The sequence below is a fragment of the Serratia sp. JKS000199 genome (assembly GCF_900215455.1).
GTDB lineage: Bacteria > Pseudomonadota > Gammaproteobacteria > Enterobacterales > Enterobacteriaceae > Serratia > Serratia ureilytica.
In genome coordinates this window covers 135,571-155,393 of sequence record NZ_LT907843.1, presented here as the reverse complement: position 1 = coordinate 155,393, position 19,823 = coordinate 135,571, and the positions used below count along the sequence as shown (strand labels likewise).

Here is a 19,823-nt window from a genome sequence, read left to right as displayed (position 1 = left end):
ACAATCTGTGTGAGCACGCCACGCGAACTAATATCTTTAGGTAAGGAGGTGATCCAACCGCAGGTTCCCCTACGGTTACCTTGTTACGACTTCACCCCAGTCATGAATCACAAAGTGGTAAGCGCCCTCCCGAAGGTTAAGCTACCTACTTCTTTTGCAACCCACTCCCATGGTGTGACGGGCGGTGTGTACAAGGCCCGGGAACGTATTCACCGTAGCATTCTGATCTACGATTACTAGCGATTCCGACTTCATGGAGTCGAGTTGCAGACTCCAATCCGGACTACGACGTACTTTATGAGGTCCGCTTGCTCTCGCGAGGTCGCTTCTCTTTGTATACGCCATTGTAGCACGTGTGTAGCCCTACTCGTAAGGGCCATGATGACTTGACGTCATCCCCACCTTCCTCCAGTTTATCACTGGCAGTCTCCTTTGAGTTCCCGGCCGAACCGCTGGCAACAAAGGATAAGGGTTGCGCTCGTTGCGGGACTTAACCCAACATTTCACAACACGAGCTGACGACAGCCATGCAGCACCTGTCTCAGAGTTCCCGAAGGCACCAATCCATCTCTGGAAAGTTCTCTGGATGTCAAGAGTAGGTAAGGTTCTTCGCGTTGCATCGAATTAAACCACATGCTCCACCGCTTGTGCGGGCCCCCGTCAATTCATTTGAGTTTTAACCTTGCGGCCGTACTCCCCAGGCGGTCGATTTAACGCGTTAGCTCCGGAAGCCACGCCTCAAGGGCACAACCTCCAAATCGACATCGTTTACAGCGTGGACTACCAGGGTATCTAATCCTGTTTGCTCCCCACGCTTTCGCACCTGAGCGTCAGTCTTCGTCCAGGGGGCCGCCTTCGCCACCGGTATTCCTCCAGATCTCTACGCATTTCACCGCTACACCTGGAATTCTACCCCCCTCTACGAGACTCTAGCTTGCCAGTTTCAAATGCAGTTCCCAGGTTGAGCCCGGGGATTTCACATCTGACTTAACAAACCGCCTGCGTGCGCTTTACGCCCAGTAATTCCGATTAACGCTTGCACCCTCCGTATTACCGCGGCTGCTGGCACGGAGTTAGCCGGTGCTTCTTCTGCGAGTAACGTCAATTGATGAGCGTATTAAGCTCACCACCTTCCTCCTCGCTGAAAGTGCTTTACAACCCGAAGGCCTTCTTCACACACGCGGCATGGCTGCATCAGGCTTGCGCCCATTGTGCAATATTCCCCACTGCTGCCTCCCGTAGGAGTCTGGACCGTGTCTCAGTTCCAGTGTGGCTGGTCATCCTCTCAGACCAGCTAGGGATCGTCGCCTAGGTGAGCCATTACCCCACCTACTAGCTAATCCCATCTGGGCACATCTGATGGCAAGAGGCCCGAAGGTCCCCCTCTTTGGTCTTGCGACGTTATGCGGTATTAGCTACCGTTTCCAGTAGTTATCCCCCTCCATCAGGCAGTTTCCCAGACATTACTCACCCGTCCGCCGCTCGTCACCCGGGGAGCAAGCTCCCCTGTGCTACCGCTCGACTTGCATGTGTTAAGCCTGCCGCCAGCGTTCAATCTGAGCCATGATCAAACTCTTCAATTAAAAGCTTGATTTGCTTCCACTCGAGAAGCGATGCTCAAAGATTTACTGCATGAATTTTACTTCAGTTAGTCACTCTTCAAGACTTGATATTTTTTTGCATCCGAAGATGCTGGATATCGTCTTGTGGAGTGCCCACACAGATTGTCTGATAAATTGTTAAAGAGCAGTGCCGAGAAACTCATCGGCGCGGGCTGCGTATATTACGCTTTTCGCCCTGAGAGTCAAGCGTTTATTTCGCTTTTCTCTTGCTGACCCGGCGTCTTGTCAGTCGTTGTTCCCGGTCAGTGGAGGCGCATTATAGGGAGTTCTCGGCGGGCCGCAACCCCTAAATGCAAAAAACTTTTCAAGCGTTCAAATAATCACCAAAAATGCCTTTTTAGGATGTTTATTAGTCAAAAAATACCGGTTTTAGCACAGTAATAGCGGCAAACCCTGTAAATAGGGACAAACGAAGATTAAAGAAAAGGGAGCGGTCACCCGCTCCCTTTCATCTTTATTACGCTCGATTGCCGTTATTGGCGTGCAACGATATGGTCGTTTTCCACATCCAACGTGACCAGCTTGCCAGGGATCAGCTTGCCGGACAGTATTTGCTGCGCCAGCGGGTTCTCGATCTCCTGCTGAATAGCGCGTTTCAACGGACGCGCACCATATACAGGGTCGTAACCCGTTTTGCTCAACAGCGCCAGGGCCGGTTCGGTCATGGTCACTTCGTAACCGCGCTCTTCCAAACGCTTGTAGAGACGCGACAGCTGAATCTTGGCGATCGCGGCGATGTGTTTCTCGCCCAGTGGGTGGAACACCACCACTTCGTCGATACGGTTGATGAACTCCGGACGGAAGTGGTGACTCACCATCTCCATCACCGACTCTTTCATCTGCGCGTAGTTCATCTGACCGAAATGCTCCTGGATCAGATCGGAACCCAGGTTGGACGTCATGATCACCACGGTATTACGGAAATCGACGGTGCGGCCTTGACCATCGGTCAGGCGGCCGTCATCCAACACCTGCAACAGAATATTGAACACGTCCGGGTGCGCTTTCTCGACTTCATCCAGCAGAATCACCGAATAAGGCCGGCGACGTACGGCTTCCGTCAGGTAGCCGCCCTCTTCATAACCGACATAGCCCGGAGGCGCACCGACCAGACGCGAAACGGAGTGTTTCTCCATAAACTCGGACATATCGATACGCACCATGGCGTCGTCGCTGTCGAACAGGAACGAAGCCAGCGCCTTGCAAAGCTCGGTTTTCCCTACCCCGGTCGGACCGAGGAACAGGAACGAACCGATCGGTCGGTTAGGATCGGACAACCCCGCACGGCTGCGGCGGATCGCATTGGAGACTGCGCTGACCGCTTCGTCCTGGCCAATCACTCGCGAATGCAGTTCTTGTTCCAGGCGCAGCAGCTTGTCGCGCTCGCCTTCCAGCATTCTTGCGACCGGGATCCCGGTGGCACGCGCCAGCACTTCGGCAATCTCCGCATCGGTCACCCGGTTGCGCAACAGCTTCATGCTCTTGCCTTCGGCCTGCGTGGCGGCGGCGAGCTGTTTTTCCAGCTCAGGGATTTTGCCGTACTGCAGTTCCGACATCCGCCCCAGATCGCCGACGCGACGCGCCTGCTCCAGGGTGATTTTGGCCTGCTCGAGTTCTGCCTTGATATTCTGGGTGCCGGAGAGCGACGCTTTTTCCGCTTTCCACTCTTCTTCCAGCTCCGAGTATTCGCGCTCTTTCTGCCCCAGCTCATCGCTCAGCATGTCCAGGCGTTTCTTGCTGGCGTCGTCAGACTCTTTATTCAGCGCCTGCTGTTCCAGTTTCAATTGGATGATGCGGCGCTCAAGCCTGTCGAGCGACTCCGGCTTGGAGTCCATCTGCATGCGAATGCTGGACGCCGCTTCGTCGATAAGGTCAATAGCCTTGTCCGGCAATTGACGATCGGCGATATAGCGGTGCGAAAGCGTTGCCGCCGCCACAATGGCCGGGTCGGTTATCTGCACGTGGTGGTGCAGTTCGTAACGCTCTTTCAGGCCGCGCAGAATAGCAATGGTGTCTTCCACGCTCGGCTCCGCCACATATACTTTCTGGAAACGACGTTCGAGCGCCGCATCCTTCTCTATATATTGACGGTATTCATCCAGCGTGGTGGCACCAACGCAGTGCAGCTCGCCGCGCGCCAGCGCCGGCTTCAGCATGTTGCCTGCGTCCATCGCACCATCCGCCTTACCGGCGCCGACCATGGTGTGCAGTTCGTCGATAAACAGGATAACGCTGCCTTCCTGCTTGGCCAGATCGTTGAGCACGCCTTTCAGACGCTCTTCAAACTCGCCGCGATATTTGGCGCCGGCGATCAAGGCGCCCATATCGAGGGACAATACGCGCTTGTGCTTCAGTCCTTCCGGCACTTCGCCGTTAATGATGCGCTGCGCCAAGCCTTCGACGATGGCGGTTTTACCTACGCCAGGCTCGCCGATCAACACCGGGTTGTTTTTGGTACGGCGTTGCAGCACCTGAATGGTGCGACGGATCTCTTCGTCACGGCCGATCACCGGGTCAAGTTTGCCCTGCTCAGCACGTTCGGTCAGATCGATAGTGTATTTCTTCAATGCCTGCCGTTGGTCTTCGGCGCCTTGGTCTTCCACGCTGTCACCGCCTCTCATTTGTTCAATGGCTTTGCTGATTTTATCGGCCGTCGCGCCGGCCGCTTTCAACAAGTCGGTCAACGAGCCGCGGTCTTCCAGCACCGCAAGCACAAACAGCTCGGAAGAAATGAATTTGTCCGCACGCTTTTGCGCCAGCTTGTCGCACAGGTTCAGAACGCGCACCAACTCGTGGGACGGTTGAACGTCGCCACCGGTGCCTTCTACCTGCGGTAAACGGGACAGCGCCTGTTCGATCTCGGTGCGTACACGCCCGGCATCGATACCTGCGGAAGTTAATAGTGGACGAACCGTGCCCCCTTCCTGATTGAGCAGGGCGCTCATCAGATGTAGCGGTTCAATAAACTGGTTGTCGTGCCCAAGGGCTAGTGACTGGGCATCGGCGAGGGCAAGCTGGAATTTGTTGGTAAGACGATCCAGACGCATAACACCTCCAAGATGGGTCGAAATTGCTACTGGAGATTAAATGAGGTCATCCCTCAAATTTTCAAGGTTATCTCGACGCTAAATTTTCGGTACAACGCCATGCGTCGTTGGATCGTCCTAATTCAATAGGTTATATCAGCCAGATTAAACTTGCCAGACGTCCGGTTATTCCATCGCGTCGATAGGAGAAAAAATGGCTCATTTCGTTAACCGTACAGCGGTCGCCGCCATAAATGGCCTGAACGCCCGCACGCAACAAGCGTTGGCGAGCCAGCAAGTAGATATTAGCCAAAAACTTATCGCCATGCGGGGTAAATGCCGCTGCGGCCTCAGCGTCTTCCGCCATGAAAGCGGCGCGCACCTCCGGCCCGACCTCGAACTGCTGCGGGCCGATCGCCGGCCCCAGCCAGGCGCTGATTTGGCCCGGTGCGGCGCTGAACGCCGCCACGGTTTGCTCCAGCACGCCGTGGCATAGCCCACGCCAACCGGCGTGAGCGGCGGCCACTTCGTCGCCTTGCTGCGAGCAGAACAGCACCGGCAGACAATCCGCCGTCATCACTGCGCACACCTGACCCGGCACGTTGCTGTACACCGCATCCGCCCGCAGATCGGCGGGCGCTTGTCCCGTCAACGTCACCACGCGAGTGCCGTGCACCTGCTCGAGCCATACCGGCATCTGCGGCAAGCCGGCGGCGGTAACCAACCTTTCCCGATTGCGCTTCACCGCTTGCGCCTCGTCGCCCACGTGAGCGCCGAGGTTCAGCGAGTCATAAGGTGGCAGGCTGACGCCACCATCGCGCGTGGTGCTGCAAGCTTTAACGCCGGGAGGCAACGGCCAGTCGGGCAGAATGAGCGAGCGCATTACCAGTCCATCTGATCTTTGAATTCTTCGGTGTCCGCCTTCAGCGCGTTGATCAGATCAACCATGTCCTGCGGCAGCGGCGCATGCCACTCCATCTGGATGCCGCTGATCGGGTGATACAAACGCAGCATGGTAGCGTGCAGCGCCTGGCGGTCAAAGCCGCGCAGCGTGTTAATGAAGGCCTCCGAAGCGCCTTTCGGCGGACGCGGACGGCCGCCGTACAGCGGATCGCCCACCAGCGGATGGCTAATGTAAGCCATGTGCACGCGGATCTGGTGAGTACGGCCGGTTTCCAGGCGCAGGCGCAGACGAGTGTGCGCGCGGAAGTGCTCCATAATGCGATAGTGCGTCACCGCCGGCTTACCCATCGGGTGCACCGCCATGTGAGTGCGCTTGGTGGAATGGCGCGCGATGGGTTCTTCTACCGTACCGCCTGCCGTCATGGTGCCGATCGCCACCGCTTCGTATTCACGGGTGATTTCGCGCGCCTGCAGCGCCTCCACCAGCCGGGTTTGCGCCGGCACGGTTTTCGCCACCACCATCAGGCCGGTGGTGTCTTTATCCAGACGGTGCACGATGCCGGCACGCGGCACGTCGGCGATTTCCGGGTAGTGATGCAGCAGCGCATTGAGCACCGTGCCGTCCGGGTTACCGGCGCCAGGGTGCACCACCAAATCGCGCGGCTTGTTGATCACCAGGATATCGCTGTCTTCATAGACGATATCCAGCGCGATATCCTGCGGCTCCCAACGCGCTTCTTCTTCTATCTGTGCATCGATGGCGACTGTCTCTCCGCCCAGCACCTTCTCTTTCGGTTTGTTTGACGTTTTGCCATTGACCTTCACCCGATCGCCCAGGATCCACTCTTTTATGCGAGATCGTGAATAATCAGGGAACAATTCGGCCAAAGCCTGATCTAAACGTTGTCCGAGTTGAGATTCGGCCACCGTTGCGGTGAGTTGTACTTGTTGTGCCATATGCAGCTTCTTCGTTAACGTTGGGTTTTCACGGCGATGCCGTTTAATATAATGTGCTATTGTACCTGGTCTTTGTCGGGAGCTTAACGGACAGTCTCCCGGAATAACACCCTGAGGATAATCAAAACGTCATGACGCGTATGAAATATCTGGTGGCGGCAGCCACGTTGAGCCTGGCGCTGGCAGGTTGCTCCACATCCAAGGATGCGGTTCCCGACAACCCGCCTTCGGAAATCTATGCTACCGCGCAGCAAAAACTGCAGGACGGTAACTTCAAGGGCGCGATTACGCAACTCGAAGCGTTAGATAACCGCTATCCTTTCGGGCCGTATTCCCAGCAGGTCCAGCTGGATTTGATTTACGCCTATTATAAGGCTGCCGACTTGCCAATGGCTCAGGCATCCATCGATCGCTTCATGCGCCTGAATCCGACGCACCCGAACATCGATTACGTGATGTACATGCGCGGCCTGACCGACATGGCGCTTGATGACAGCGCGCTGCAGGGCTTCTTCGGGGTTGACCGTTCGGACCGCGATCCTCAGCACGCTCGCGCTGCGTTCCGCGACTTCAGCCAGTTGATTCAGCAATACCCGAACAGCCAATACGCGACCGACGCCAACAAACGTTTGGTGTATCTGAAAGATCGTTTGGCCAAGTATGAGCTTTCGGTGGCGGAATACTACACTAAACGTGGTGCTTACGTCGCGGTCGTTAATCGCGCCGAGCAGATGTTGCGTGAATTCCCGGATACCAAAGCGACGCACGACGTGTTGCCGCTGATGGAAAATGCCTACAAGCAGCTGCAGCTGAACGGCCAGGCTGACAAAGTGGCCAAAGTGATCGCCGCCAACCCACAATAAGCGCGCGTCGGCAACGGCAGAAAAACCAAACGGCAGCCAAGGCTGCCGTTTTCATTGGCGTCGACCTGGTTTTTACTGGAAAAATACACAAGTAAAAACACGGTGTTAGCTAGCGCTCCTCACCGGTCAACTCATCGATAATGCGCCATCCGGCGGCAACTCTCAAGCATTAGATAGCCAATTCAAATGCTGAATCACAGATTGAACTAACTTTGCAAAAAGTGACAAAAAATCGTGATTTACATCACGCATTTAAACAAAAAGCGGGGTATGCTGGATTCACCAAGACGGAAAGACAGAGAGGTAAGTTATATGACATTGAACATTACCAGCAAACAAATGGATATCACTCCCGCAATCCGCAATCACGTCGAAGACCGTCTCACCAAACTGGAAAAATGGCAGACCCAGCTGATTAACCCGCATATCGTCTTATCCAAAGAGCCGCAAGGGTTTGTCGCCGACGCTACCATTACTACGCCTAACGGCCCGCTGGTCGCCAGCGCCAAACATGATGACATGTATACCGCCGTTAACGAGCTGATCGCCAAACTGGAGCGCCAGTTGAACAAAGTGCAGCACAAAGGCGAAGCGCGCCGCTGCAATGCCAGCGTGAAAGACATTGTGCCGGAAGTCACGCAAGAGCAGGAATAACCGTCCGACAGCGATTGCCGCATCAAACGCGCCCGAGGGCGCGTTTTTTGTCGGGTATTTTTGTTGACGGGGTAAAAGCCAGCGGTTACTTTAAAACCTGTTCGCATTAACCTTAGGTAGACCATGCCACGCACACCGTTTTTCTTCGCATTCTTTTTTACCTTCCCCTGACTGGGAGGCGTTTCGTCGTGTGAGAAAGAATGCGAAGACGAACAACAAGGCCTCCTGGAAACAGGGGGCTTTTTTTATGGCTGTTTTACAACGAATAAGAACTGAAGGCGGAAGCTGATTATGACTGACAACCCGTTATTGGTGCTGCGCGAGCGCATCAGCGCACTGGACTTGAAACTGTTGGCCTTGCTGGCGGAACGCCGTGAGCTGGCGATCGAAGTCGGCAAGACTAAGCTGCACTCTCACCGCCCGATCCGTGACAAAGAGCGCGAACGCGATCTGCTGGATGCGCTGATCGCCGCCGCCAAGCCTTACGACCTGGACGGTTTCTACGTCACCCGCCTGTTCCAACTGATCATTGAAGACTCCGTTCTGACCCAGCAGGCGCTGTTGCAGCACCAGCTCAACCCCGTCAGCCAGCATTCCGCCCGCATCGCTTTCCTCGGCCCGAAAGGCTCTTATTCACATCTGGCGGCACGCCAATACGCTGCCCGCCACTTCGATCGGCTGATCGAATGCGGCTGCCAGAAGTTTCAGGATATTTTCGCCCAGGTGGAAACCGGCCAGGCGGACTATGCGATTTTGCCGATCGAGAACACCAGCTCCGGTTCGATAAACGAGGTCTACGATCTGCTGCAACACACCAGCCTGTCGATCGTCGGCGAACTGACTAACCCTATCAACCACTGCGTTCTGATCGCCGGCGACAGCGATCTGAGCCAGATAGAAACCGTCTACAGCCATCCGCAGCCGTTCCAACAGTGCAGCCAGTTCCTTAACCGCTTCCCGCACTGGAAAATCGAATACACCGAAAGCACGGCGGCCGCGATGGAGAAAGTCGCCAAGCTGAATTCACCGAAGGTGGCTGCACTGGGCAGCGAGGCCGGCGGCGCGCTGTACGGGTTGCAGGTGCTGGAACACAATCTCGCCAACCAGCAGCAAAACATCACTCGCTTCATCGTGCTGGCGCGCAAAGCGATCGATGTCTCCGAACAGGTGCCGGCAAAAACCACGCTGATCATGGCGACCGGCCAACAATCCGGCGCGCTGGTCGAAGCGCTGCTGGTATTGCGCGATAACGGCATCATCATGACCAAGCTGGAATCACGTCCGATCAACGGCAATCCGTGGGAGGAGATGTTCTATATCGATGTGCAGGCCAACCTGCGCGCCGAGGCGATGCAAAAAGCGCTGCGCGATCTGGCGCCGATCACCCGCTCGCTGAAGGTGCTGGGCTGTTACCCAAGCGACACCGTGGTGCCGGTCAACCCATCCTGAAACCGTAAAAAAGGGTTCGGCCAAGCCGAACCCTTTATGTTTACTGCCCGCAGTTTTACTGCCGGCTGTCGTTAGCCTGCCGCAACAGCGTGCGGCTCTCCACCAGGAAGCGCTGGGCGTAATCGCCGAACCAATGCTCTACCTTGCGGAAGCTCTCGATAAACGCCTGTTTGTCGCCATGCTCCAACAGCTTTATCGCCTCGCCGAAGCGCTGGTAGTAACGCTTAATCAGCGCCACATTTTCTTCCGACGACATAATGATATCGGCGTACAGCTGCGGATCCTGTGCGAACAGGCGGCCAACCATCGCCAGCTCCAACCGGTAGATTGGCGAAGAGAGCGCCAGCAGCTGCTCCAGTTGCACGTTCTCTTCCGCCAGGTGCAGCCCGTAGGCGAAGGTAGCGAAGTGCCGCAGCGCCTGAATAAACGCCATATTCTGATCGTGCTCGGCCGCGCTGATGCGATGCAGCCGCGCCCCCCACACCTGCAACTGTTCAAGCAGCCACTGATACGCCTCCGGCTGGCGGCCGTCGCAATAGACCACCACCTGCTTGGCCACGCTGCCCACGTCCGGGCCGAACATCGGATGCAGACCGACCACCGGGCCGCTGTGCGCCGCCAACATCGCGTGTAAAGGCCGGTTCTTCACCGACGCCAGGTCCACCAGAATACAATCGGCAGGCAGCGTCGGCAGGCGGCTTATCACCTGCTCGGTCACGTGGATCGGCACGCTGACGATCACCATGCCGGCATCCGCCAACAGCTGCTCCGCCTGCGGCCAATCTTCCTGATCCAACACCCTGACCTGATAACCCGACAACGTCAGCAAGCGATTGAACAGCCTGCCCATTTGACCGTTTCCGCCGATAATGACGATCGGCCGCAGCTGCGGGCACAGGGTTTTAAAGCCCTTGTCGTTCTCGCTGACGTAAGACTCGCGCATCACGCGGCGCAACACATCTTCGATCAGATCCGGCGGCACGCCGAGATTTTCCGCCTCCCGGCGGCGCGAGGCCAGCATCGCGGCTTCGCGCTCCGGCACATAAACCGGCAAACCGTGGCGGCTTTTGACTTCGCCCACTTCCGCTACCAGATGCAGGCGTTTCGCCAGCAGATCCAGCAGCGCTTTATCCACCTCATCGATTTGATCGCGCAGCGCGGTCAGTTCTGCCACCATAACTTACTTTTCTCCCGTGCGGGCCGTCAGCGCAGCGCCGAGTTCCTGATGCATATGGCGCAACAGGGTTTCCGTACTCTCCCAGTTGATGCAGGCGTCGGTGACGGACACACCGTAACGCATGTCTGCACGCGGCTGTTCGGAAGACTGATTGCCCTCATGCAGATGGCTCTCCAGCATAATGCCGGTGATTGAGCGGTTACCCGCCTTGATCTGCTCCACCACGGACTCGGCAACCGCCGGCTGACGGCGATAGTCTTTATTCGAGTTGCCATGGCTGCAATCTATCATCAAGGACGGGTGGAGTCCCGCCTCAAGCATCTGTTTTTCACAGGCCGCAACGTGCTCAGCGCTGTAGTTCGGAGTTTTGCCACCGCGCAGGATCACGTGCCCATCCGGGTTGCCCTGAGTCTGCAGCAGGCAAACCTGGCCTGCCTGGTTAATGCCGACGAAGCGATGCGGCATGGCAGCGGCGCGCATGGCGTTGATGGCGGTGCCCAGGCTGCCGTCGGTGCCGTTTTTGAACCCGACCGGCATCGACAGGCCGGATGCCATTTCTCGGTGGGTCTGAGATTCGGTGGTACGCGCGCCGATCGCCGACCAGCTGAACAAATCGCCCAGGTACTGCGGGCTGTTCGGATCCAACGCTTCGGTAGCCAACGGCAAGCCCATGCCCACCAGATCCAGCAACAGGCGACGCGCGATATGCAAGCCTGCTTCAACGTCAAACGAACCGTCCATGTACGGATCGTTGATCAAACCTTTCCAGCCGACAGTGGTTCTGGGTTTTTCAAAGTAGACGCGCATAACGATATACAGCTGATCGCTCAAGTCAGCCGCCAGGGTTTTCAAACGACGGGCGTAGTCCAGCGCCGCATCCGGATCGTGGATCGAACAAGGCCCACACACCACCAACAGGCGATGATCGCGCCCCTGCAAAATGTTGGCGATGGTGTTACGCGCAGTGGCGATTTCATTTTCGTCGTCGGCACTGAGCGGGAACTGGTTCTTCAGCTCCTCCGGCGTGATGAGAACCTGTTCTGCACTGATGTGTACGTTATTGAGCGCGTCTTTTTGCATGATGCTATTCCTGTCGTTTGGCGTTATGCGTTGAAATGGAACATTGAGCGTTTCAGGGGTCTACCCTAACACGATATGTAAAGTTTTCAATCCATTTTCTGTAAATAAAAGATTACCGTCATTATCTTGCTTAAAACACCTTTGAATCAGGGTTGCGAAAATAGATTTAAACTAAACAAATACAATATATTAAACAATTAAACAGCCCATCATCACGCTGTAACCCCTCCTGCCTAACAAAGCCATTTATCGTAAACATATTTGTACATTATATTTTACAGCGAGGATGCACGCCCCATCTCGGCACCGGCGGCCGGGCGAAGCAGGATCAGCACGAAATGCCGTCGAAAGCGATGAATTTAAGTAGAAGAAAAGCGAATAAATGAGGGATAAAAATTAAAAACTTAAGCTAATGGCGGCTATTTTTGTCGCCGAAATGAACCGATATAATGTGACCGTCATCAACAATAATCACCCTTAACAACTGGATCCAAGATGCTCTCTTCCCGCGCTCGTCGCGCTTTTCCGCTGTATATTTGCTGCTTAACGACTTTCACCAGTGTTTCAGCCCTTGCCGACAATACGCTTTTCACCGCGATGGACGATCCGGCCACCGCCAAGAAACCGTTCGAAGGCAACGTGCAGGCGGGCTACAACGCCCAGTCCGGCAACTCGCAGAGTTCCACTCTGTTGGCCAACACCAACATGACCTGGTTCAACACCGACGCGGCGTACAGCCTGTGGGGGGCGGCCAACAACACCACCTCCTCCAACGTGCGCTCGTCCGAAAAGTATCAGGCCGGCGGCCGTACGCGCTATAACCTGACCGATCGCAACTACCTGTTCGGCCAGGCCAGCTGGCTGAGCGACCGTTTCAACGGTTACGACTCACGCTCCACGCTGACCAGCGGCTATGGCCGTCAAATCCTCAACGGGCCGCTCAGCGACCTGCGGGTGGAATTCGGTCCCGGCGTGCGCCATGACGAATACCATGGCGGCGGCCGCTCGACCAAAGGGCTGGCCTATGGCGCGGCCAACTATTCCTATCAGCTCACCGACAACACCAAGTTCATTCAGGGCGTCTCCGCACTGGCGAACGAAGAAACCACGCTGAACTCGGAAAGCGCGTTGAACGTGGCGATCAACGATCGCTTTTCACTGCGCGTAGCTTACACCGTGACCTACAACAGCAAGCCACCGGCCTCCGCGCCGAAGAATACCGACACGACAACCTCGGTCACGCTGGTCTACGGCCTGTAACCTGCCCGCCCATGATTTCTCGAAGCCCATCATCGATGGGCTTTTTTTTATGCCTGCGGCGTCAACGTTAACCAGACCATGCCAAGCGCTTTCAATGCATCCGGAGAACATTGAAAGTCGACGTTGCCGCCGCTGACCCGCACCTGGTTACCCGGTAAACGCGCTATATCGTAAACGTCCAGGTTACCGTCGATGTCCACCAGCCAGCGGCCATTGGCGATATGCGTAACGGCCAGATCCACCAGCCAGGATACGCGCCCGCCATCAACATAAGCCGGCTGAGCCACGCCGTCAGGAATCAAAGAACAGTCTGCTGACCACTGCCCCCCCTCTTTCAACTGCCCGGCGAGCAGGCGATATTTCGGTATCGTGCGAGCTTCGGATACCGGAACCGCCGATGCGGCATCACCCCACATCTCCCCCTGGCCCGTCGCCAGCCACAGCAGCGAGACGCCTGTATCCAGAGCACAGGTCACCACGATATCGCCGGGGAAGTAGTTGCGGCGGACCCAGGTGCTCATCGTGCCTGAAGAGATACCCAGCAGGTCGCCCAATTCTTTTTGCAGATTGAAACCGTAAGCATCCAAAATGCGGCGCAATACCCCTTTCCCGCCGGAAGCCAAAACGCGATCGTAAAGCGCTTTACCTTGCGCAGATGACGCAGGCTTGCGATTTACTTTTGAATTTGCAAGTTCACCAGTCATCAGCCAGGCCAGGTCTGCTCCCGTAGTTAACGCGCAGTTGATAATGACATATCCGGGAACACTACCCCGCTGTTGCCAACTACTGATGTTATTCGGCGCTATCCCAAGGATTTCACTCAATTCCTTCTGCGTGCCAACGCCATAAGATGAAAGAACTCTCTCAATTACCGCTCCCACGGAGGTGTTGTTGTTTGTTGCATCTTCACGCATATCATCACCGATTAAAAATGAAATTCGCATTTACAAGTCGCATTTTGCGATTTAAAGTACCGTCAATTCGCCGTCACTCGGCATGTCGATCGCTTTAGTTAAGATGATGCGACATGGGTGATGAAAATGCAAATACCACAAGGCGACAACAATCTTGCGTAATCACCTTGTTTACAGCGTGTTTACTCAAATTTTCGACCCTAAACGACGGATAACCAAACCTTGCTTTTGCGAGTATTCATCCATCATCAAATTCAGATAAGGAGGCTGTCATGCTGCTGGCCAGCGAGGAGCAACGGGCTATCGGCCTGCGGCGTATTGCTGAAATCCGCCGCACACTGTTTGCCCGGCAACCCAACCATGCCGAAGAGATTTACGACACGGCGCCGCTGCACCTGCGCCATACGTTTTGCTTCCTCGCCGGGCTGACTGAACGCTATGTGTGGTTAAAGTTTCACGAAATGGGTTATGCCGAACGGCGGAAAATCGTCGCGGCACTCAATGAACTCATCTCGCTCAGTCAATCGTTGCCGCGCTATATCAGCGAAACAGACTGTCTGTTAACCCCAAAAAAATAACCTTTCGAATCAAGCTGGCGTGCAACCCGCCGGGCACCGCTCGGCCCAAATTCACCCTATTAAATACTGGAAAATATTATGGCTGATACTATTGATATGGCGCAGGAGCGCCAGGCATTGATGCTCGAGAAACAAATTGCGTATGCCAGGCCGGTTGCCACAGCGCCCTCGGCGTTCTGCTGTGCCGATTGTGACGCGGCGATTCCTGTGGCGAGACGCATTGCGATTCCCGGCGTCAGCCGCTGCGTGACCTGCCAGCAGCTATCAGAAGCCAAGCAACGTCATGTCGCTCGCCGTTAAAAATAGGCCGGCGGAGCATCTGCCGGTCAACGCCTCTGCCATACAACACGCAGCGTACGGTGATTACGCCTATCCATGGAATGCCCCACGACGTGCGATAGGGCGCGAAGCGGCGCTGAATCGCGACCAACTGCGCCAATGGCAAGCGATACTGCAGTGCATTCATGACCTGCCTTATTATTTGCGCACGCCGTTCCTTGAGCGCCACCGCCAACTGCTCAGCCAGAAGGGAGCCCACGCCGCCTGGCATTATCTGGTGCGAGTTTTCCATCGGCGGATATGGCCACGCATTCAGCAGGTAAATAATAATTTCGGTTTGGATCAACGCAAATCACTGCACTTTGGCAGCGAAGCGGACAGCTATAGCGCACTGCCCGCGCTGGGCGATAAAGCGCTGGAGCAGTTGGCGCGGCGTATCGGGGGCCAACTTTCTGCGCTCTACCAGAGTGAATGTGACGCCTTGCTGGCGAAGCACGGCAATAATGCAGAGATCCTGCTACACGCGGATATACAGCGCCGCCTCTATCGCCAAATCGCCACGATGGCCCGCGCCTTCAATATCCAGCCCATGCACTGGCGCTGTTATCGTAAAGGCAAGTTGGACAGCGAGCGGGCAATTGCGGCGCTGTCGCGCCTGACCGACGATCGCTGGTGGCTGCGGCGTCTCAAAATGCAACGCATGCAGTGGCGCGAGGCGCTGCAAATCGCGATAGGCAACGTCCGCAACAACACGTCACCTTATGCCAGCAGACAGGCCCTTCACGATGTCAAGGCTCGGCGTCAATCGAACCTCGATTATCTTCACCGTTGCGAGCTGGAAAACGTCGCCACGGGCGAGCGCGCCGATCTTATGGATAAAGTGCTCGACAGCATCGCCAATCCCGCCATTCGTCGTATGGAGTTGATGAATACCCTCGCCGGTATAGAAACCTACGCCACTCGCAACGGCCACTGCGGGTTGTTTATCACGTTGACGACGCCGGCACGCTTTCACCCTATCCAGCATGTCGGCACACGAGGCAAAATGCGCTTCAATACACGCTGGCAAGGACAAGCCCTAACACCGAAGGATGGCCAACGTTATCTGGTTGCCCAGTGGGGGAAAATGCGAACCGCCTTCAAGGATCGCCGTCTGCAGGTCTACGGTATGCGAGTGGTTGAGCCTCATCATGACGGCACGCCGCACTGGCATCTGATGATGTTCACTCCACAAATGCAACGTCAGGCAGTGCTTGACATCATGCAGCGTTATGCGCTGCAACAGGATGCAGCAGAACCTGGCGCCCAACAACATCGTTTCCAGAGCAAACACCTCAACCGGGGTGGCGCAACCGCCTATCTGGCCAAATATGTCGCAAAAAACCTCGATGGATATGCATTGGAGGAAGAGCTCGATCGCGAAACCGGCGCCCCGCTGAGCGATATCGCCCGCGCGGTCAGCGCCTGGGCCGCCACCTGGCGCATCCCCCAGTTTCATCCCTTCGGCCTGCCCGGTCTCGGGGTCTACCGCGAATGTCGACGTATTCGCGGCCAAAACCTGACGCCGCAGTTTGACGCCGGCACCGAAGCCGTGCGCGCCGCTGCCGACGCCGGCGACTTTGCCGGTTACATACAGGCGCAAGGCGGCGCCAATGTGCCACGCAGCCACCAGTGGGTGCGTGTCGCGCGCGAAGCCTCAGAAACCCGGAACGCTTATGACGAGCCCGTCACAAAAGTTGTCGGCATTTATGCACCGCATTTGGGAATTGAGCGGGTATACCGAACGCGCACCGTGCAATGGCGGATCGTCGCTAAAACACTCGCCGCCGCGACGCCTTGGAGTTCTGGCAATAACTGTGGAACGCGCGCTCTTTACTTGCCGCCGGCACCCGCGCCGTCGGCTCGTTTGACGCCGCCACAGCGGCAGCATTGTCTGAATATTGCCCGCAAACTTCGAGGTATTGGCATAGAACCGCAACGCTGGCAGTTGGAGGTTCTCGCACGCGGCGGCAAAATTCATTTTGACGGCCTCCTTGTACAATTTCCGCTAATCAATGATTGGCCGTATTTTTACTGCACAAATGATAAGTCCAACCATTGACGCCTTTAGCGTTTTGCTTAATACTGTATAAATACACAGTATAATCAAGAGAGGGCAAAAACAGTGGAAATTATGGATAAACAACAAGTAACACTGTCCCGCATCCAATTCATCGCCGATGTTTCACAGGCTGCGCAATGCAGTGCCTCCGAGTTTCTGATCGCCATGTCGCTGATCTCCGATTTGGCCAGTCAGGTGCTGCCGAACAATGATTATCAAGAAATATTTTATCCCGCTGACGAACACCCCCCCTGCTAATCCCTCCAGCCAAACGTTTTTCATCCCCCCGCCGCCGGCGGGGTTTTTATTTCTGCCGGCGGCACTTTTGCGCCTCAGTTGTGCCATCTCATCCACAACCCCCTCGCGTTGCCCCTCCCTCCCACGCGCGCGAAACTGAAGATATCCGGGGCCACAGCCCTCTCTCCCAACGCTATCGCAGGATGGTAATGATGAAAATTTATGCACAACAAGGTGACACCATTGATGCGATTTGCTGGCGCTACTACGGCAGCACGCAACGCCAGGTGGAACAAGTCTATCTGGCTAACCGTGGCCTCGCCGATCTGGGGCCCCTGCTGCCGCACGGTCAACCGGTGGAATTGCCGGACCTGCCTGCGGCGGCCCAACGAGAAACCGTCAAATTGTGGGATTAAGCGATGGAGAAACTCACTTCAACCCTTGCCTATTTCGTCGCGGCTTGCCTGGCCTGGTTAGGGAGCCACTCTGCACAGGACATTGCCATCCTGGTCGGCGCCGCAGTCGGCGTCGGTACCTTTGCAGTGAATTGGTACTACCGGCGTAAAAGCTACCAGTTGCTGAAATCGCTAAAAAAAACGGCCTGAAACGCGGAGTCTACGATGAGCTCACTCGCTAAACGCTGCAGCGTGGCGGCTATTTTAACCCTCGCTGCCCTGCTGCCTCAGTTCAATACGCTGAAAACCTCTGAGCAAGGTTTGCGCCTGATCGCCGATTTCGAAGGCTGCCGGCTTTCACCCTACCAATGCAGTGCCGGCGTCTGGACCAACGGCATCGGCCACACCGCCGGCGTGAAGCCGGGCGCCGTCATCAACGAACGCCAGGCGGCCGCCCATTTGATCGACGATGTACGCGCCGTAGAGCGCGGCCTCGCGCGCTGTATGGATGTCAAGATGCCGCAGCCGGTTTACGACGCCGTCAGCGCTTTCGCTTTCAACGTCGGCGTCAACGCCGCCTGCAATTCAACGCTGGCCACCTTTGTCAAACGTCGTCAGTGGCAGGCGGCTTGCGATCAACTGCCTCGTTGGATTTATGTCAACGGCGTCAAAAACAAAGGACTGGAGCGCCGCCGCACGGCCGAACGTGCGCTATGTCTGAGCGGCATCTCACGCTGATCGTTTTTCAACAAACGCCCACTCAAACCGCTTCCTTTTTCAGGAGATACATCATGTTAAAACCCGAACAGCTCCGTGCAGCACTGTTCAATGCCATTCCCGTATTGCAGCAAAACCCCGAACGATTGCGCCTTGGCATTGCTAACGGCCGCGTGATCTCAACGCTCGCCCCCTCGCTGTCCTTCGAATATCGCTATCAGCTCAATCTGGCGCTGGATGGGCCGTCAGCTGACGACGACCGGGTCATGGTCGCCGTACTGGCCTGGCTGCGCAGCCACCAACCAGACCTTCTTGCCAATCCGGACAAGCGTAAAAATGATTTTTCGTTTCAGAGGGATATAGACACGCCGAACCAGTTGATATTGCAGCTGCAACTCACCGAACGCATCCGGGTGGAACTGCGCGATGGCGCATTGCATATCACCCCGCTGGCTGAACCTCCCGAACCGGAGAACATCGTTCGCTTCACCCAGGTTTATCTGCACGGAGAGTTACTCAGCGAATTTGGTCAGCCGTAGCGCCCTACAGGCAGCTTCGGTTGTGCCGGCGGCAGCCAAACGCCGTCGCGTTGTCCCCCTTTTCATCCAGCGGCATTCTTGAGACATGAACACAGACAACTTCGATATTCAGCGCCTGGTGCGCAACCTGATACGGATCGGGACCGTCAGCGAGCTCGACCTGGAACGCGGGCGCTGCCGCGTCGCCACCGGCGGCAATCTTACCGACTGGCTCAACTGGCTGACCGGACGGGCCGGCGACGCACGCAGCTGGTGGGCGCCCAGCATTGGTGAACAGGTCTTGGTGCTGTCACTTGGCGGGGAACTTGAAACCGCTTTCGTGTTGCCCGGCGTATTTTCCGATGCTCACCCCGCACCGTCGGCCTCAGCACAGGCGGCGCATATCGCTTTTCCTGACGGTGCAGTGCTCGAATACGAGCCGGCTATCGGGGCGCTTAAGGCCGTCGGCATAAAAAGCGCCACCATTGAAGCCGCCGAGCGGATCACTCTGACGGCGCCAAACATCACCTGTATCGCCAGCGGAAAAATTACGCTGGACGCTCCCGAAGTGGAGTGTACCCAGCAACTCACTACCGGCACCATCGCCATCCATCAGGGCGGCTCGATGACCGGCGATCTCAATCACACCGGTGGCAGCATCAGCTCTAACGGCATTGTGGTGCATACCCACACCCACGGTGGAGTGCAAAACGGCGGAGGCCAAACGGACAAACCAGCATGAACAACGCGAAATTTCTTGGCATGAATCGCGGCAACGGCCGCGCAATCGCCGATCTCGAGCACATTCGTCAGTCGGTGAGCGACATCCTGATTACGCCTATCGGCTCACGCGTCATGCGCCGCAGCTACGGTTCGTTGCTGTCCGAGTTGCTGGATCAGCCGCAAAACGACGTACTGCGATTGCAAATGATGGCGGCCTGCTACAGCGCACTGCTGCAGTGGGAACCACGCATTCGGTTGACGGGCATCAGTTGCAACACCACCTTTGACGGAAAAATGGTGGTCGACATTACCGGCAACCGCACAGATACGCCGGATGCCTTTTCCCTTTCTATTTCAGTGAGCTGACACC

The 19,823-nt window shown here is 56.3% G+C and carries 20 protein-coding genes, 1 rRNA gene, 1 pseudogene and 1 other annotated feature; of the genes and pseudogenes, 15 read left to right on the top strand and 7 right to left on the bottom strand.

Going from position 1 to position 19,823, the window contains the following annotated elements; genetic code table 11:
• Positions 1-41 precede the first annotated feature (41 nt).
• The 4 genes from CPH57_RS00750 to rluD all read right to left on the bottom strand — a co-directional run bounded on the left by CPH57_RS00750 (position 42) and on the right by rluD (position 6,508).
• Positions 42-1,583 (bottom strand): 16S ribosomal RNA (locus CPH57_RS00750).
• A 512-nt stretch (positions 1,584-2,095) separates the two neighbouring features.
• The gene (clpB, locus tag CPH57_RS00745; protein ID WP_025301647.1) at positions 2,096-4,669 is read right to left on the bottom strand and encodes an ATP-dependent chaperone ClpB; all 2,574 of its coding nucleotides are present in this window, start codon (positions 4,667-4,669) and stop codon (positions 2,096-2,098) included.
• A gap of 130 nt (positions 4,670-4,799) precedes the next feature.
• A complete protein-coding gene (yfiH, locus tag CPH57_RS00740) occupies positions 4,800-5,531 on the bottom strand; it encodes a purine nucleoside phosphorylase YfiH (RefSeq protein ID WP_033641938.1) in 732 nt (243 codons plus the stop codon).
• Positions 5,531-6,508: a 23S rRNA pseudouridine(1911/1915/1917) synthase RluD gene (gene rluD / locus CPH57_RS00735; RefSeq protein WP_004932452.1), complete on the bottom strand. Its 978-nt coding sequence runs from the start codon at positions 6,506-6,508 to the stop codon at positions 5,531-5,533. Before rluD ends, yfiH begins: the two co-directional genes overlap by 1 nt.
• A gap of 131 nt (positions 6,509-6,639) precedes the next feature.
• Here rluD and bamD point away from each other — a divergent pair, with 131 nt between their 5' ends.
• The 4 genes from bamD (at position 6,640) to pheA (ending at position 9,474) form a co-directional block, all read left to right on the top strand.
• Positions 6,640-7,371, top strand: coding sequence for an outer membrane protein assembly factor BamD (bamD, locus tag CPH57_RS00725; protein ID WP_004932456.1), 732 nt, complete (start codon positions 6,640-6,642; stop codon positions 7,369-7,371).
• Positions 7,372-7,683: 312 nt separating this feature from the next.
• Complete coding sequence (gene raiA, locus CPH57_RS00720) at positions 7,684-8,025, top strand: ribosome-associated translation inhibitor RaiA (RefSeq protein ID WP_004932457.1); 342 nt, start codon at positions 7,684-7,686, stop codon at positions 8,023-8,025.
• A 122-nt stretch (positions 8,026-8,147) separates the two neighbouring features.
• Positions 8,148-8,274 (top strand) — a sequence feature (Phe leader region).
• On the top strand, positions 8,149-8,196 hold the full coding sequence (locus CPH57_RS24235; RefSeq protein WP_101428074.1) for a hypothetical protein: 48 nt from the start codon (positions 8,149-8,151) through the stop codon (positions 8,194-8,196). Its footprint overlaps the feature before it by 48 nt.
• 42 nt (positions 8,275-8,316) lie before the next feature.
• Entirely contained in the window at positions 8,317-9,474 is a 1,158-nt protein-coding gene (gene pheA / locus CPH57_RS00715) for a bifunctional chorismate mutase/prephenate dehydratase (RefSeq protein WP_033641936.1), read from the top strand.
• Between the two features lie 55 nt (positions 9,475-9,529).
• Here pheA and tyrA read toward each other — a convergent pair whose 3' ends face one another.
• Together tyrA and CPH57_RS00705 are read right to left on the bottom strand one after the other, a co-directional pair.
• Positions 9,530-10,651 carry a bifunctional chorismate mutase/prephenate dehydrogenase gene (tyrA, locus tag CPH57_RS00710; protein WP_033641935.1) on the bottom strand — a complete coding sequence of 374 codons (1,122 nt, stop codon included), beginning with the start codon at positions 10,649-10,651 and terminating at the stop codon, positions 9,530-9,532.
• Between the two features lie 3 nt (positions 10,652-10,654).
• Complete coding sequence (locus CPH57_RS00705) at positions 10,655-11,731, bottom strand: 3-deoxy-7-phosphoheptulonate synthase (protein ID WP_016929016.1); 1,077 nt, start codon at positions 11,729-11,731, stop codon at positions 10,655-10,657.
• A gap of 495 nt (positions 11,732-12,226) precedes the next feature.
• Between CPH57_RS00705 and CPH57_RS00700 the strand changes: the two genes are divergently transcribed.
• On the top strand, positions 12,227-12,991 hold the full coding sequence (locus CPH57_RS00700; protein ID WP_033641933.1) for a YdiY family protein: 765 nt from the start codon (positions 12,227-12,229) through the stop codon (positions 12,989-12,991).
• A gap of 47 nt (positions 12,992-13,038) precedes the next feature.
• Here the strand turns inward: CPH57_RS00700 and CPH57_RS00695 are convergent, their stop codons facing one another.
• Positions 13,039-13,935, bottom strand: a complete 897-nt coding sequence (locus tag CPH57_RS00695) for a helix-turn-helix domain-containing protein (RefSeq protein ID WP_096241907.1) — start codon at positions 13,933-13,935, stop codon at positions 13,039-13,041.
• 242 nt (positions 13,936-14,177) lie between these two features.
• Here CPH57_RS00695 and CPH57_RS00690 point away from each other — a divergent pair, with 242 nt between their 5' ends.
• From CPH57_RS00690 to CPH57_RS00645, 10 genes and pseudogenes are all read left to right on the top strand, one after another.
• Complete coding sequence (locus tag CPH57_RS00690) at positions 14,178-14,483, top strand: hypothetical protein (RefSeq protein WP_060659931.1); 306 nt, start codon at positions 14,178-14,180, stop codon at positions 14,481-14,483.
• A 78-nt stretch (positions 14,484-14,561) separates the two neighbouring features.
• Entirely contained in the window at positions 14,562-14,783 is a 222-nt protein-coding gene (locus CPH57_RS00685) for a TraR/DksA C4-type zinc finger protein (protein ID WP_033641931.1), read from the top strand.
• Positions 14,767-16,863 carry a replication endonuclease gene (locus CPH57_RS00680; protein ID WP_096241906.1) on the top strand — a complete coding sequence of 699 codons (2,097 nt, stop codon included), beginning with the start codon at positions 14,767-14,769 and terminating at the stop codon, positions 16,861-16,863. The genes CPH57_RS00685 and CPH57_RS00680 overlap by 17 nt, the downstream gene beginning before the upstream one ends.
• Positions 16,864-16,926: 63 nt before the next feature.
• Positions 16,927-17,121, top strand: coding sequence for a hypothetical protein (locus CPH57_RS00675; protein WP_033641930.1), 195 nt, complete (start codon positions 16,927-16,929; stop codon positions 17,119-17,121).
• A gap of 191 nt (positions 17,122-17,312) precedes the next feature.
• Complete coding sequence (locus tag CPH57_RS00670; RefSeq protein WP_033641929.1) at positions 17,313-17,516, top strand: tail protein X; 204 nt, start codon at positions 17,313-17,315, stop codon at positions 17,514-17,516.
• Positions 17,517-17,519: 3 nt separating this feature from the next.
• Positions 17,520-17,737, top strand: a pseudogene (locus CPH57_RS00665) (HP1 family phage holin).
• Complete coding sequence (locus CPH57_RS00660) at positions 17,721-18,233, top strand: lysozyme (RefSeq protein WP_033641927.1); 513 nt, start codon at positions 17,721-17,723, stop codon at positions 18,231-18,233. Before CPH57_RS00665 ends, CPH57_RS00660 begins: the two are co-directional and overlap by 17 nt.
• Positions 18,234-18,286: 53 nt before the next feature.
• Positions 18,287-18,751: a phage tail protein gene (locus tag CPH57_RS00655; protein WP_033641926.1), complete on the top strand. Its 465-nt coding sequence runs from the start codon at positions 18,287-18,289 to the stop codon at positions 18,749-18,751.
• An 85-nt stretch (positions 18,752-18,836) separates the two neighbouring features.
• Positions 18,837-19,472: a phage baseplate assembly protein V gene (locus CPH57_RS00650; RefSeq protein WP_069101126.1), complete on the top strand. Its 636-nt coding sequence runs from the start codon at positions 18,837-18,839 to the stop codon at positions 19,470-19,472.
• A complete protein-coding gene (locus CPH57_RS00645; protein WP_033641924.1) occupies positions 19,469-19,819 on the top strand; it encodes a GPW/gp25 family protein in 351 nt (116 codons plus the stop codon). The genes CPH57_RS00650 and CPH57_RS00645 overlap by 4 nt, the downstream gene beginning before the upstream one ends.
• Positions 19,820-19,823: the final 4 nt, after the last annotated feature.